Source organism: Vibrio sp. Vb0667, from assembly GCF_033391095.1.
In genome coordinates this window covers 186,697-200,537 of record NZ_JAWPOL010000003.1, presented here as the reverse complement: position 1 = coordinate 200,537, position 13,841 = coordinate 186,697, and the positions used below count along the sequence as shown (strand labels likewise).

11 protein-coding genes are annotated in these 13,841 nt (G+C 45.0%); 7 read left to right on the top strand and 4 right to left on the bottom strand.

The window, feature by feature from the left end:
- The first annotated feature begins 24 nt into the window (after positions 1 to 24).
- Positions 25 to 609, top strand: a complete 585-nt coding sequence (locus R8269_RS06120; protein WP_017820648.1) for an FMN-dependent NADH-azoreductase — start codon at positions 25 to 27, stop codon at positions 607 to 609.
- Between the two features lie 94 nt (positions 610 to 703).
- Here the strand turns inward: R8269_RS06120 and R8269_RS06115 are convergent, their stop codons facing one another.
- On the bottom strand, positions 704 to 1,090 hold the full coding sequence (locus tag R8269_RS06115; protein ID WP_258476674.1) for a hypothetical protein: 387 nt from the start codon (positions 1,088 to 1,090) through the stop codon (positions 704 to 706).
- A gap of 65 nt (positions 1,091 to 1,155) precedes the next feature.
- Entirely contained in the window at positions 1,156 to 2,460 is a 1,305-nt protein-coding gene (locus R8269_RS06110) for a MipA/OmpV family protein (RefSeq protein WP_213907241.1), read from the bottom strand.
- Positions 2,461 to 2,695: 235 nt separating this feature from the next.
- Here R8269_RS06110 and R8269_RS06105 point away from each other — a divergent pair, with 235 nt between their 5' ends.
- From R8269_RS06105 to R8269_RS06095, 3 genes are all read left to right on the top strand, one after another.
- Positions 2,696 to 3,046, top strand: a complete 351-nt coding sequence (locus R8269_RS06105) for a hypothetical protein (RefSeq protein ID WP_005377676.1) — start codon at positions 2,696 to 2,698, stop codon at positions 3,044 to 3,046.
- 9 nt (positions 3,047 to 3,055) lie between these two features.
- Positions 3,056 to 4,996 (top strand): alkaline phosphatase D family protein, encoded by a 1,941-nt coding sequence (locus R8269_RS06100; RefSeq protein WP_171344683.1) that lies wholly within the window; start codon positions 3,056 to 3,058, stop codon positions 4,994 to 4,996.
- 188 nt (positions 4,997 to 5,184) lie between these two features.
- Positions 5,185 to 5,625, top strand: coding sequence for a TerB family tellurite resistance protein (locus R8269_RS06095; RefSeq protein WP_017820644.1), 441 nt, complete (start codon positions 5,185 to 5,187; stop codon positions 5,623 to 5,625).
- A 242-nt stretch (positions 5,626 to 5,867) separates the two neighbouring features.
- On the opposite strand, the gene R8269_RS06090 is transcribed toward R8269_RS06095, so the two are convergent.
- Positions 5,868 to 6,398, bottom strand: coding sequence for a 3'-5' exonuclease (locus R8269_RS06090; RefSeq protein WP_005377684.1), 531 nt, complete (start codon positions 6,396 to 6,398; stop codon positions 5,868 to 5,870).
- 83 nt (positions 6,399 to 6,481) lie between these two features.
- The gene (locus R8269_RS06085) at positions 6,482 to 8,023 is read right to left on the bottom strand and encodes a sensor domain-containing diguanylate cyclase (protein ID WP_213907240.1); all 1,542 of its coding nucleotides are present in this window, start codon (positions 8,021 to 8,023) and stop codon (positions 6,482 to 6,484) included.
- Between the two features lie 291 nt (positions 8,024 to 8,314).
- On the opposite strand from R8269_RS06085, the gene R8269_RS06080 reads away from it, so the two are divergent.
- The 3 genes from R8269_RS06080 (at position 8,315) to R8269_RS06070 (ending at position 13,780) form a co-directional block, all read left to right on the top strand.
- Positions 8,315 to 8,947 (top strand): DUF2760 domain-containing protein, encoded by a 633-nt coding sequence (locus R8269_RS06080; protein ID WP_017634945.1) that lies wholly within the window; start codon positions 8,315 to 8,317, stop codon positions 8,945 to 8,947.
- On the top strand, positions 8,947 to 10,908 hold the full coding sequence (locus R8269_RS06075) for an Hsp70 family protein (RefSeq protein ID WP_213871992.1): 1,962 nt from the start codon (positions 8,947 to 8,949) through the stop codon (positions 10,906 to 10,908). Before R8269_RS06080 ends, R8269_RS06075 begins: the two co-directional genes overlap by 1 nt.
- Positions 10,909 to 10,969: 61 nt before the next feature.
- On the top strand, positions 10,970 to 13,780 hold the full coding sequence (locus R8269_RS06070; RefSeq protein ID WP_005377690.1) for an Hsp70 family protein: 2,811 nt from the start codon (positions 10,970 to 10,972) through the stop codon (positions 13,778 to 13,780).
- Positions 13,781 to 13,841 lie beyond the last annotated feature (61 nt).

Sequence of the window (13,841 nt, the reverse complement as noted above, 5' to 3'; positions counted from 1 at the left end):
GCACTTATTTAAGGAATAACCATTATGTCTCGTGTACTAGCTCTAAAATCAAGCATCCTTGGCGATTACTCTCAATCAAACAAATTGGTTGAAAACTTCATCAAAAATGTAGACCAAGACAAGCTTACTGTTCGTGATTTGGCTGCAAACCCTCTACCTGTTTTGGACTTCGCCGTTGCGACTGCACTGCGCGCTACGGAAGATCTTTCACAAGAACAGCAAGCGGTGGTCGACTTGTCTGACACCCTTATTGAAGAAGTAAAGGCCGCAGACACTTTGGTTATTGCCGCTCCAATGTACAACTTCACCATCCCGACTCAGCTTAAAAACTGGATTGATTTGATTGCTCGTGCAGGCGTGACATTCAAATACACAGAAAACGGCGTTCAAGGTTTGATTGAAGGTAAAAAGGCGATTGTAGTAACGACTCGTGGTGGTATTCATAAAGATTCACCAACTGACAACGTTACGCCATACCTACGCACTGTACTGGGTTTTGTAGGAATCACTGATGTAGAATTTGTTTACGCAGAAGCGCTAAACATGGGTGAAGATGCGGCTGCAAAAGGCATTTCAGAAGCGCAAAGCCAACTTGCAACAATGGCGTAAGTTAGAATAAACCAGAATACAAAAGGGATTGGTTCGCGCCAATCCCTTTTTGGATCCTGATGCCTTGAACGTATTTATAGGGTCTCTTACATCGTCAAAGACGATTCACTTTCTCCAAGTTGCGTATTGCATCGAGGTAGACTTTTTCTAAAGACCGCTCAGCTTCGCTTATCATATTCTCGATCATCGCATTAAACGCGACATCGCTACGGATTTCTATATTGTCTCCCGCCTTAACGTCAAGAGAGTTGACGTACAACACCAACCATTCATCTCCCTCCAAATGCCCTTCTCCGTGAATGGCAAAAAAGCGTTTAGCAAATTCATAGTTAGTACAATTTATCGCTTCAATTTGAATATTGAATGAGGAGTCGATACTCATGGTGCTCATGCCATCCGATTCATCAGATGCATCACAAACAGTCTTAACTCTGGCACGATATACGAAATTTCTCGTTGAAAGCAGCATAGTATTATTCATCTTTACTCATAATGGGCGATAAATAAGTCAGTTGCAAATCCGACCTATATGCATCTCGCGATGCGCTAAAACTCGAACTGGAAATAAATAGTATTGTAGTTGCTCCCACCTTTAATTCGCCCAAACTGGGAAGCGCTTTCAAAAATCGCCGAGCGGTGATGCAATGAATAGCCCACCCACATATTGTTCCAGCTCTTTTGGTTGAAGAGATCGCCTACATTGACATCAAACGAGAAATCTAGGTAGTTGAGCAACTTGCTTGGTGTATAACCCTTGTCTTCCATTTCTGTGCCTTCAATATAGGTAATGCTATCAATGTATGACACACCTTCCGCTACACCAAATCGCCAAGTCGTAGGCCAATTAACCGTATAATAAGCCTTAATCGCCATGACGTATTCTGTGCTCGCAGACTGAACACTGGACGACCAGTGATGAACCAACCCTGGAGTTAAATAAATATCAAGAGGAAAACCAAACAGCTCATCCGTTAATGGATGCCCATAAAACAATGAAGTAAGTTGATTGTCGTATGGGTCTTTTTCTCTCTCAAAGCTAAATATTTCACCGATGTTCGAAGGCGTCGCCCAACCATGCGCAATACGTAGGTATGCTTTATTGCTCAGTGTTGGTTTCGGAGCTTTGCTTTTATCGTTGAAAAAGCCAAAACCGACAAACACTTCTCCCTGATATCGATCTTCTACAAGCTGACTGTTGTAGGCGTTATCATCTAAGCGAGTAACACTCGTCTCACCCAATAAATACAAATTTGAAGTTACATGGTAACGAGCTTTAATACCAAGATTGGTGTCAAGTCCAGCTCCAATTCTCTCGCCAGTAATATCCTTAAAGGAATAATATTCACTATTGAAATCAGCGTCTTTGTATCGAATCGTAATCGATGGCTCTAATTCCCAATCACCAAATACATAATTGGCAGCAAGGCGGTAATTAGAGTGAAACTGGAGTTCGTCGTCCGTCATCAACTCTACTTCTGCGCGCCAAGTGTCGTTAATGCTATAACGCACTTGCCCACCGAAATCGACTCTGTCCCCTTCATTAGCATTTTGTAGCGACATGGGAATATCGACAAATCTCAATCGCATGAGTGCGCTCGCGCGCCAGTCGGAATAACTCTCGTTATACAAAAAAGCGCCACCTTCAATGCCATTGATATACACATGTTCGTTTTCAAAGAACATCATTGGTACAAATGTACTCACCGTAGAGTCATTATCGGCGGTGTAAAACGGAATCGATGCTGTGCGATACATCGCAGCAATCCCCCACGTTTGTTCGTCTGCACCATGCGCAGAAGAAACTGCCGCAGCTAAAGGTAAAGCGAGTGTTGTTAGAATTAATCTCTTCATGAGTTCGAAAAATGTTGGTTGAGAAGCAGGCAAACATCAATGATTTGCCATTAAAAGCTTATGTTCTGCTGATGATAGCCGTTACAATGGCAAATGTTGTCATCCTCGTGACAGTTTGAGTCCCAAGATCATATTAATATTGCACGACTAGGTGAGCTTGTTTGCGAATATTTTACCATTACAACAAGCGCTTAAACTCTAGCTTAGTTCTAAATCAAACATAATGAAGTAAAAAGTGAAAGCATCAGAACTCATCTCTACCTTGAATCATTTACCCGCAGATACAGACCCAGACATTGTGATGGGAGAAGCATGGCTGCCAGAGAGGTTGATAGGGACTCAACTCGATGGTGACATGTTGTTTTTGCACTTTGATAATGCACCAGAAGATGGTCAAGGTGACGAAGAAGGGCGTGGCTTCGTCGAACACGAAATCGACCTAATTAGAACTCGGCTTCAGCAAATTTTGGATGAAGACAGTGATAACGCGTCAAAAGCCGATGCGATGCTTGGTTTGTTCCTTATGGGACATGAACTTAGTAGCTCGCAAGTTATCGAAATATTAGAAGAAGAAGCTGACACATAAGGAGCCGTTTTGCCAGCATTGATGAACACGACTGAAATTTCTTCACTTCCTCTTGTCGTTGCAGGTCCGATCCTACGTAAAGTGACCGCAACTGAAATCAATATTTGGCTAGTCACCACCCAACGCTTGGAGGGTATGGTGCAAATTACGGATGAAAATGCCTCCATCCTTTATCAAGCCCCTTTAAGTGAACAAAAAGAACAGCTTCAAATCGGCCTCAATGCGTGGTGTTGCTTACTTAAATTAGAAGGCGAGTTTCCAACCCATCAAGCGTTACGCTATCAAATAAAAACGCAATATGGATTAGTGACGGAACTGCTCCCTCACCTAACTTATGAGCGAGATAATACGCCAAACTTGGGTGTTGAGTTCCTCGTTAGTGAAAAAGCGGATTATCTCCTACATGGCTCTTGCCGTAATCCCCATCACTTCAGTGATGATACATTGGTCGCTGCGGATCATAAAATCGCGTCTCAATCCATTGAAGAAAGACCGGATATGCTCATCATGAGTGGTGATCAAATCTATGCAGACCATGTTGCAGGCCCCACTCTCGATGCCATTGAGCAAGTCATAGCTTTATTGGGTTTGCCAGGCGAAGAATTCGATCAAGCTCCGATAAAAAATACCAATGAGCTCTACCAACACCCTGCTTGCTATTATGGTCGAGATAAATTGTTGCCTCATTATGTGAGTGATGACAGTTTACTAAGTAAGTTTTTTCCACACCGAGGGACACCAATATTCAGCGCCAAAGAGTGTGAGAATCACCTAATAAGCTTTGCTGAGTGCTTTGCAATGTACTTATTGGTTTGGTCTCCGACCTTGTGGAAGCTTGTTCGAACGGATCGTTTGTTAGAAAACGAATTTACTGTCGGCGGAGAAGTTCTTGAACCCAAATGGCAGCAGCAATGGCGCGAAGAAAAAAAACAAATTGATAAATTCGTCGCAGGTCTGGACAAGGTTCAACGCTTACTCGCTCACATTCCAACCTATATGATTTTTGATGATCACGATGTCACCGACGATTGGAATCTCACCATAGGCTGGGAACAAGCCGCATACAGCAACACGTTTGCAAAACGCATTATCGGTAATAGCTTGATTGCTTACTGGCTTTGCCAAGGTTGGGGAAATGCGCCAGAAAAATTCAATGATGAATTTATGAGCCTCGCTCAACGCTTTATCGATGAGCGAACCTCGCAAACCCAAGATGCATTTATTCAATATTTGTATCGCTTTGAGAATTGGCACTACACCATTCCTACGACACCAAAAGTTGTCGTGCTAGATACACGAACCAGACGCTGGCGTTCTGAGTCTAAAATGAACAAACCTTCTGGCTTAATGGACTGGGAAGCGATGATTGAGTTCCATCAGGAGCTCGTGCATCAAGACAAGGTTGTTATTGTTTCTGCCGCGCCAATGTTTGGTGTGAAATTTATCGAAGCACTACAACGTGTGGTGACCATGCTTGGTAAACCATTGATGGTTGATGCTGAAAACTGGATGGCTCACCCCGGAAGTGCGAATACTCTTATTAGTATTTTCACACACACAAAGACACCAACTAACTTTGTTATTCTCTCTGGCGACGTACACTACTCTTTTGCATACGATATTAAGCTCCGCTATCGAAAAAACAGTCCGAATATCTATCAAATCACCTGTAGTGGAATTAAAAATCAGTTCCCTACACAACTGCTCAATATTTGTGATGGCCTAGATAGACTGCTATACAGCCCTCGCTCACCTTTAAACTGGTTCACAAAACGTAAACGACTCAAGATTTACAAACGCGCACCAAGTACGCACAACTTTTATCGCTTGGTTAACCATAGTGCCATTGGTGAGCTACGCCTTGATGATGAAGGCAAACCAAGTCAAATTAGTATTCTGACGAGTGATGGTGACGAAGTTCATTTTCCACCGACACGTGCTGAAAGCTGAGTATCAATCCCAAAATGACTTGCCCTTTGTAAGAGGCAGTCACCTTGAACTAACTCAGGAGTTTAGGTTTTTTGGGGAGAAAGTGGCCGTTCTTAAATGTCAACGGCGTGCTAAATTTGGTATCGCACCTTGAGATCTTCCGTATTTATTACCATGTTAACCAAATAAACAATAGCTCGGTGTTCATTATGTTTAATTCTCTCACATCATTATTTAAACAACTCATTGATGGCTCTGATTTAAGCCAAACCAACACACTTTCCCCTAACATGGCTATCGCGTGTTTGCTTTGTGAAGTTTCTGGCGCAGACCATAGTGTCGATGATAGAGAACAAGAAACAAAGCGCTCTTTATTGATGAAACTGCTTTCGTTAAATGAAGAAGAATCAAATACTTTGTTAGAGCAAGCGCAACAGAAAATAAAAGATTCCGCTTCGCTGTACGACTTTACCTCTCAACTAAGAGAACTGACTCAAGAAACTCGTTACAACTTAATCAAAAGCATGTGGGAAGTCGCTTACGCAGACGGCGAAATTGACCCGCTAGAAGACGCGGTGATCCGTAAAACAGCAGAGCTACTCTATGTTGATCACAGCGAGTTCATTCGAGCGAAGTTACAGTCTCAGTAAAGTAACGAGATGAGTATATAAGTCGCTGGCTAACTCTAAGCTACCCCTAGAATGACAACAGATATCGCTTCTGTAGCCATAAAAAAACGCGCTCTCTGCGCGTTTTTCAATAAGCCAACGACATTGTTATTTAAAGTACTGGTCAAGGTATGTGTTTAGCTCTTTCCACACTAAACAGACTGCATGACAAAACAACAATGGTTGGATGATAATTTAATTACAAGCTAGCTAGGTTCGAATAACTAAAACATGGTCAAAGCAAGCTTAGCTAAGTTGTATGCATCTACATAGCCAGAGTGTTGACGCCCTTCCCAGTCTATTCCTTTTGCTTCTTGAGCGGCTCGATGGCCTATACGTTTATCTTTAAGACGATTTTGAATACGGTAGAGTGTCGCTAAGTTGATGAACTCTGTGAACGGTGCTTCAATACCTTTTTGCTTACACTCTTCTAGAAGAATGAGGTCATCTCGCCCCCAAGATGCAAAGATTTTGTTGCGACCACCGAAGTTCTTAACCATGGATTTAAGCACTTCTTCTAGTGGGCGTCCTTGTTTTTCAATCTTACGTGGTGTGATGCCCGTTAACTCAGCGCAGAACAGAGACACTTCATCGTGTTCTGGTTTCACGTAGTATTGAGCACGCTTGACTATCTCACCTTTAGACAAATCTATTTCAGCTAACCCCACTTCGATAATTTCACCCGTGCTGCCGACGCCATTTTCGTTCCAGCAACACATTTCTAAATCGAAGCATACAATACGGTTATGGTTCATAGTTTGCCTTGGTTCCTAACATAAAAATTTAAAGCGTGCGATTCTATCGTAACACGGCGTAAAACTCGAATTTGTGCGCCCATTTAATCGCCGATCGACACATTATTACGGCCGTTTTTTTTACTCAAATAGAGTTGACTATCCATTTTGTGATACAAGCTCTCAGGATCTTCTTCTTTATGGATAACCGCACCGATACTCAACGTACAGATGATTGACGCATCACCATAATCAAAAGCCGTACTTGCCACAACACTCCGTAATTTTTCTAGGTAAGCTTCTAGCACTGCTCTATCAATGACTTTAGAAATAATACAAAACTCGTCACCACCAGCTCGGTAAAACTTATCTCCCGGTTTTAAATTAGCACTGACCAGCTTAGTGACATGTTGTAACGCTTCATCTCCACCTAAATGGCCGTGTTTGTCATTAATCACTTTGAAGTGGTCGATATCAAAACCAACCAAGGCGAAGTTAACACCTTTGTTTACCTGATTAAGCAAATGATCGTTGAATGCTCGGCGATTCAGTAGTTGAGTTAGAGGGTCTCGCTCTGCCATTCTTTTTAATTCAACGGTTTTGAGCTCCAACATGACCGCTAAGCGCTCTTTTTCTCGAGACTGTAAATTCACAATCCAACTGATCAAAAAGGCGATTACCAATCCGGCTAGCGTCGTGCCCGCTAAAATAGAACGCTCCCAAGCTGAGACTGCGTCAGAAAGCTTAAAGTCAATACGCCATTCACGGTTAGGCAGTTGAATGGTTCGGCTTATAACGGTTCCTCGAATGTTATCCCAGCTAGCACTTTGAAAGAGAACAGGGTCATCTGCTGCGTCGAATCCCAAGTCTTCTACGCGCACCGACATATCGAGCTCCGTCGCGGTTTTCGTAATCAAATCCTCAAAGTAAACCGTACTTCGGATAACGCCGGTCACTACTCCTAATAAATATTTGTTCTCGAAGTCGAACACTGGATGGAACACCAGCAACCCAGTCTTAGGTATGGACTTGTCATAACCATCTTGCAGTAAGCGAACTTTATCCGAGACATTCGCTCGCCCATTTTCGGAAATATCATCCAAGATTAAATCGAAGCGTTTGCGCGAAAAATAGAAACCCAATAGAGAAAGGTTTTCCGGTGTTCTTGGGTAGATATCCGACGCGATGAAAATTGGCTCATTGTGTTCAAAAATGTACCCGTAGGTTTTGGGACCATCTTTAGGAACGGTAAACGGTTGGAAGTTTGGAAATTTTTGACGGGTCTTTAAAATATGTTCATCAAGATCTTCAAATTCGACCTTTTGCATCCATTGAAGTCCAATGAGACTTCGCGAGCTATTAATCACTTGTTCCGCATACATGGGAAACGATGGCCAATAGCTTCGCTCAATCGAATGGAAAAAGTTTGCGCCCGCACCAATGAACTTTAGATCATTCTCGACGTTTGCTTTAAGTGATTCTGCTTGTCGGTCGGCTAAAGTATCAAACGTCGTCTGTGTATACCGTTGCTGCATTGTATAAGCAGCACCGACTACACCAGCAGTGACACATAAAGTCGCCAAAAAAGCTAAAATAGAGTCTGAATGTCGTTTTATAAAGCTCTTATGAGCGGTGCTTTGTGTCATATCGTAATTTTTGATACTTCCGTAAGTTAAACTTCGGGATCTATTGAAATACTGCGTTAGCAATGCACAAACATCAAGCAACAACCTATATTGGGGAGTCTGATCGTCGATTTTTCACTCTGTTCGTACGGTATAGTCACGAATTATTACAGCCTTAAGCCTCGAATATGCTATCATCCGTCATCATTTTAATGTCTAAACTTGGTGCAAGATCGCAAAGACGATCGTTTTAGTGAACAAATATGAGCCAATACTGAGCACCAATAAATCAATAGAAAGAGAAAAAACGTCATGAACATTGATTTGAACCTAATTCCTCAAACGTTCGATATGCTTCACGCAGGCCTAACCGCATCGAGCGTTTTGCTTCTTCTAGTTGCAGTGTCGCGCAAATCAAAAGTGGTCGAGAAAGTGGTAGAAAAACCAGTCGAGAAAATCGTCGAGGTTGAGAAACCAGTTGAGAAGATCGTTGAAGTAGAAAAAGTAGTGGAAGTAGAGAAAGTCGTAGAGCGTGTTGTAGAAGTTGAATCAAAACTTGCAACCGCATCAACGGACTCTGCAATGCAGCTGCTTTCTATCATGCAACAAGAAGCTCGTCTGATTGACTTCCTAAAAGAAGACCTAACGTCATTCTCTGATGAAGAAGTAGGCGCAGCTGCTCGCGTAATCCACACTGGCGGTCAGAAAGTACTGAACGACTACGTGACGCTAGCGCACGTTCGTAACGAAGACGAAGAAACTCGCATTACGGTTGAAGAAGGCTTCAACCCACAAGAAATCCGCCTAACTGGCAACGTAACAGGCAGCGCGCCATTCAACGGCACGCTAGTTCACAAAGGCTGGAAAGCAACATCAATGACGTTGCCTAAACTTGCTGAGAACTACGATGCATCTGTGATCGCTCCAGCTGAGGTTGAGCTGTAATGGAACACATGAACCAAGAAAACCATTCTCAAGAAGCGTCTGTTGAAACTCAACAGACGCCTAAATTCAGTGTTGGTATCGACTTAGGTACAACACACTGTGTTATGTCTTTTGTTGATACACACAACGAAGACGCTCGCGTTGAAGTGATGCCAATCCCGCAGTTGACTGCGCCGGGTACGGTAGAGACTCGTAGCCAGTTAGGCTCTTTCCTTTACCAACCACACGAGCACGAAATGAACCCGCAATCACGCGTTCTTCCGTGGTCGAGCGAGCCAAAAGCGCTGGTTGGTGCAATTGCACGTAACCTAGGTTCAAAAACACCAATTCGCCTTGTGGCAAGTGCGAAATCTTGGCTTTGCCACGCAGGTGTGAACCGTCGTGATGCCTTCCTACCAGCAGGTAGCCCAGAAGAAGTGGAAAAAGTATCCCCTCTTCGTGCGACAGAGCTTTACCTAGAGCACCTAAAAGACGCTTGGAATCACACCAATCCAAATCACAACCTTGCCGATCAAGACGTGACTATTACGGTTCCTGCTTCCTTTGATCCTGCTGCTCGCGATCTAACTGCAGAAGCAGCACGCAACGTTGGTTTTGTGCACCTAACGCTTCTAGAAGAGCCACAAGCTGCGCTTTACAACTGGATCGATAACAGTAACGACAAATGGCGCGACGAAGTTGAAGTTGGCGACATCGTGCTTGTAGTCGATATCGGTGGTGGCACAACCGACCTTTCTTTGGTTGAAGTAACTGAAGACGACGGCAACCTAACTCTGAACCGTATTGCGGTAGGTGAACACATCCTACTTGGCGGTGACAACATGGACCTTGCACTTGCGTACCGCTTGAAGATGAAGCTAGCGCAAGAAGGCAAAGAGCTACAGCCATGGCAAGTTCAGGCAATGACGCACGCATGTCGTGACGCTAAAGAAGCGCTATTGAACGACAGCGAGCTTCAGTCAGTGCCAATCGTGGTACCAAGCCGTGGTTCTAAACTGCTTGGCGCAACGCTAAAAACAGAACTGACTCAAGAAGAAGTACAACAAACACTGGTTGACGGCTTCTTCCCTCAAGTTGCGATTACGGACCACCCTGTTCAACGTAGCCGTGGTGCACTAACGCAAATGGGTCTGCCTTACGCACAAGATGCGGGCATTACTCGTCACATTGCAGCGTTCTTGTCTAAGCAAGCTAATGCCCTTTCCGCTTCAGGATATGGCGGCGAAGCAGCTCAAGATTTCAACCCATTCGCTAACATGCCTGGTATGCCAGGTGCGGATGCAGCCCAATCAGCTGACTTCATCAAGCCAACCGCAATCCTATTCAACGGTGGTGTTCTGAAATCGAAACTTCTAGCAACTCGTCTAGAAGACACGATCAACGAATGGCTACTAGAAGCAGATGCAGAAATGGCAAAACGCCTAACAGGTGTGGATCTAGACCTTGCGGTTGCTAGCGGTGCGGCTTACTACGGCTCTGTGCGTCGTGGTCAAGGTGTGCGTATCCGCGGTGGTATTGCTTCGGCGTACTACGTGGGTATCGAAAGTGCAATGCCAGCGATTCCGGGCATGGCGCCTCCAATGGAAGCACTTTGTGTCGCACCATTTGGCATGGAAGAAGGCTCAAGCGTTGACGTACCAAGCCAAGAGTTTGGTTTGATCATCGGTCAGCCAGTTAACTTCCAATTCTTCGGCTCAACCGTTCGTCGTGATGACCTAGCAGGTACTCACCTTGACTACTGGGCACCAGAAGAGCTTGAAGAGCTACCAGAAATCCAAGTAACGCTGCCTGTATCTGAAGGTCGTCGTGAAGGTGAAGTGGTTCCAGTAACTCTTGCTTCTCGCGTCACAGAGCTTGGCACGCTTTACTTAGAAGCCATCGCCGCAGATAACGGGCAAAAATGGCATGTTGAGTTCGATGTGCGCGAAGACGCGAAAAGTGACTCAAACGAAGAACAATAATTAGAAGTCAAACGGCATCCAATCGGGTGCCGTTTTTAAATACACGAAGGTTTGGTTTTGTATGGCATCTCCTCGTTTTCTTGTTGGTATTGACCTTGGCACCACAAACACTGTGGTGGCCTACTGTGAAATAACCGACAACCTTGAACAATCCGAAGTATCCCTATTTGACATTGACCAACTGATTGGTCCGGGCGAAGTCGTTCGTAAACCACTTCTGCCCTCTTTCCGCTATCATCCAGCTGTAGGTCAAATCTCCCCTTCTGACCTCACTCTTCCTTGGGACAACGAACCTGTTGCTGGCGACATTAACAATGTCATCGTTGGTGAATGGGCTCGCGAATTAGGCGCGAAAGTAGAAGGTCGTCAGGTATCCAGCGCGAAAAGCTGGCTCTCACACCAAGCGGTTGATCGTAACTCAGATATTCTTCCTTGGGCTGGTGCGCAAGACGTGGATAAAGTCTCGCCAGTTATTGCCAGCGCAAGTTACCTCAATCATATTCGTCAAGCATGGAACTACCGTCATCCAAGTAACAAACTCGAAGACCAAGACGTAGTTGTCACCGTTCCGGCATCATTTGATGAAACCGCACGTAAACTGACACTTGAAGCCGCCGAGCTTGCTGGCTTGAAAAAAATCGTCTTGCTTGAAGAGCCACAGGCGGTGTGTTACGACTGGTACGCACGCCACCAGCAAACCGCGGCTAACGAATTAAAAGATCTGCCACTAATCCTTGTTTGCGATGTGGGTGGTGGTACCACCGACTTGAGCTTGATTGAAGCAAGTTTCTCTTCTCAAGATGAACTAGCCCTTGATCGTATTGGTGTTGGCGAGCACTTGATGCTTGGTGGTGACAACCTCGACTTAGCATTAGCACATCTTGCAGAGAGCCGCTTCAACCAAAGTAAGAAGCTCACTGCAGCAAGCCTAACTAAGCTGATTCAGCAAACTCGCAAGGCGAAAGAGAACCTACTTTCAGCGAGTGCACCTGAAGAAGTAAAAATCACCATGCTAGGCAGCGGCTCGAAACTTCTTGGCGGAACAAAGAGTATTGGGCTGAGCAAACAAGAAGTGCACCAAATCGCTTTGGATGGCTTCTTCCCGCTTTCTGATTTCAGTGAAGTACCAGACAAGCGCCGCAGCGCCGTTGTCGAGTTTGGTCTTCCATACGTTGCTGACCCAGCAGTGAGCAAACACGTTGCTGAGTTCTTAACTCAGCACCAACAAGTTGCTCGTGCCGCTCTCGGCATTGAAGACGACAAACAAAATGCAATTCCAGTCGGTTTGCTTCTTAACGGTGGTGTGTTCAACAGTGAACTTGTGACTGAGCGAGTCACTACCCTCCTTTCCGATTGGCGCGGCGCTCCGGTTACGGTATTAGATAACCCACATCCAGATTGGTCTGTTGCACTAGGTGCTGTTGCGTTTGGTAAAGCACGTCGTGGTGCACAGCTAAAAATTGGTGGTGGTGCAGCGCGTTCTTACTTCTTGCACCTTCAAGAGAAGAACAAGATGGGCAAAGCGCTCTGTTTGCTTGCAAAAGGTACAGAAGAAGGTCATGAGATCCGCTTAAGTGGTCGTCGTTTCTCGCTTACCCTAGGTGAACCCGTTCGCTTTAACCTGCTGACGTCTACCCACGACACCTTAACCAATAACATCGCTATTCAAAACGGTGTGATGGTGGACGTTGATCCTGACTTATTTGCCCCTCTTCCGCCTTATATCACCACCCTTGAAGGTGAAGGTGCCGAACTGCAAGCCAACCAAAAAGAGCGCGTAGAAGTACAACTGGCATGTCAGTTGACTGAAGTCGGCACACTTAAGATGGAATGTGTCAGCGCAGAAGATGACAGCAAACGTTGGGAACTGGAGTTCGAAGTTCGTAACAAGCAAACCGACGACAGCGAGCAAGTTAAGCTTCACCCTAAACTGAACGAATGTAAGGAGCTGATCGCTCGCCTTTACAGCGGTAATAAGAAAAGCGCGGAAAGCAAAGAGATCAAAACCTTAGCCAAAGATCTTGAGAAGAAACTTGGCAAACGGGACGAGTGGGATTTCACTACCCTACGTCAACTGTTTGATACCTTTGCACAAGGTCGTAAGCGTCGCCGTCGTTCTGAACAACACGAGAAAAACTGGCTTCGTTTGGCGGGCTTTGCACTGCGTCCGGGCTTTGGCGATCCAACCGACTCATGGCGCATTGAGCAAGTTTGGGGTCTCTACCAGCAAAACATTCAGTTTAAGAACCATCAAGGTTGGACTGACTGGTGGGTATTCTGGCGTCGTATCGCAGGTGGTTTAAGCCAAGAGCAACAAGAAACCATCTTGGCGGACATCGCGAAATATCTCCACCCTGGTGCGATGAAAAACCCACAATCCGCTAAAGCGGCACAAGATATAGGTTACGAATCAATGGTACGTTTGTCAGCCTCTCTGGAGCATCTAGAAGTCGAAGACAAGGTTCTATTGGCAACGTGGTTCTTGAGCAAAGCCATCAACCATAACCAGTTCGAACAAGCACACTGGTGGGCAATGGGTCGCTTGGCATCACGTACGCCTTTATATGGCAGTCAGCATAACGTCGTTCCTCGTGAACAAGCGGAACAGTGGTTGCCTAAGCTGTTAGAGCAGAACTGGCAGAAAGAGCCAATGATCGCGTTTGCAGCCGTAATGATTTGTCGTAAGACGGGTGACCGCCTATTTGATATCTCAGACGACTACCGTGAACAGGTATTGGCTAAGTTGAAGCAAAGCAAGGTACCTGAATCTTGGGTATCATTGGTTGAAGAAGTCAAAGAGTTATCTGAGAGCGAATCAAAACGTATCTTCGGTGATGCACTGCCAAGCGGTCTGACGCTGGTAAATAACTAGGCTCTCACGCTTATAAACGCAACAAAGCCCTTCTCGTGAAGGGCTTTGTTTTATCTGATTC

Excerpts from the sequence above, each read along its gene's own strand:
- R8269_RS06120 (WP_017820648.1), top strand. The coding sequence starts at position 25 with ATGTCTCGTGTACTAGCTCTAAAATCAAGCATCCTTGGCGATTACTCT.
- R8269_RS06085 (WP_213907240.1), bottom strand. The coding sequence starts at position 8,023 with ATGACACAAAGCACCGCTCATAAGAGCTTTATAAAACGACATTCAGAC.
- R8269_RS06090 (WP_005377684.1), bottom strand. The coding sequence starts at position 6,398 with ATGAACCATAACCGTATTGTATGCTTCGATTTAGAAATGTGTTGCTGG.
- R8269_RS06110 (WP_213907241.1), bottom strand. The coding sequence starts at position 2,460 with ATGAAGAGATTAATTCTAACAACACTCGCTTTACCTTTAGCTGCGGCA.
- R8269_RS06070 (WP_005377690.1), top strand. The coding sequence starts at position 10,970 with ATGGCATCTCCTCGTTTTCTTGTTGGTATTGACCTTGGCACCACAAAC.
- R8269_RS06075 (WP_213871992.1), top strand. The coding sequence starts at position 8,947 with ATGGAACACATGAACCAAGAAAACCATTCTCAAGAAGCGTCTGTTGAA.
- R8269_RS06080 (WP_017634945.1), top strand. The coding sequence starts at position 8,315 with ATGAACATTGATTTGAACCTAATTCCTCAAACGTTCGATATGCTTCAC.
- R8269_RS06115 (WP_258476674.1), bottom strand. The coding sequence starts at position 1,090 with ATGAATAATACTATGCTGCTTTCAACGAGAAATTTCGTATATCGTGCC.
- R8269_RS06095 (WP_017820644.1), top strand. The coding sequence starts at position 5,185 with ATGTTTAATTCTCTCACATCATTATTTAAACAACTCATTGATGGCTCT.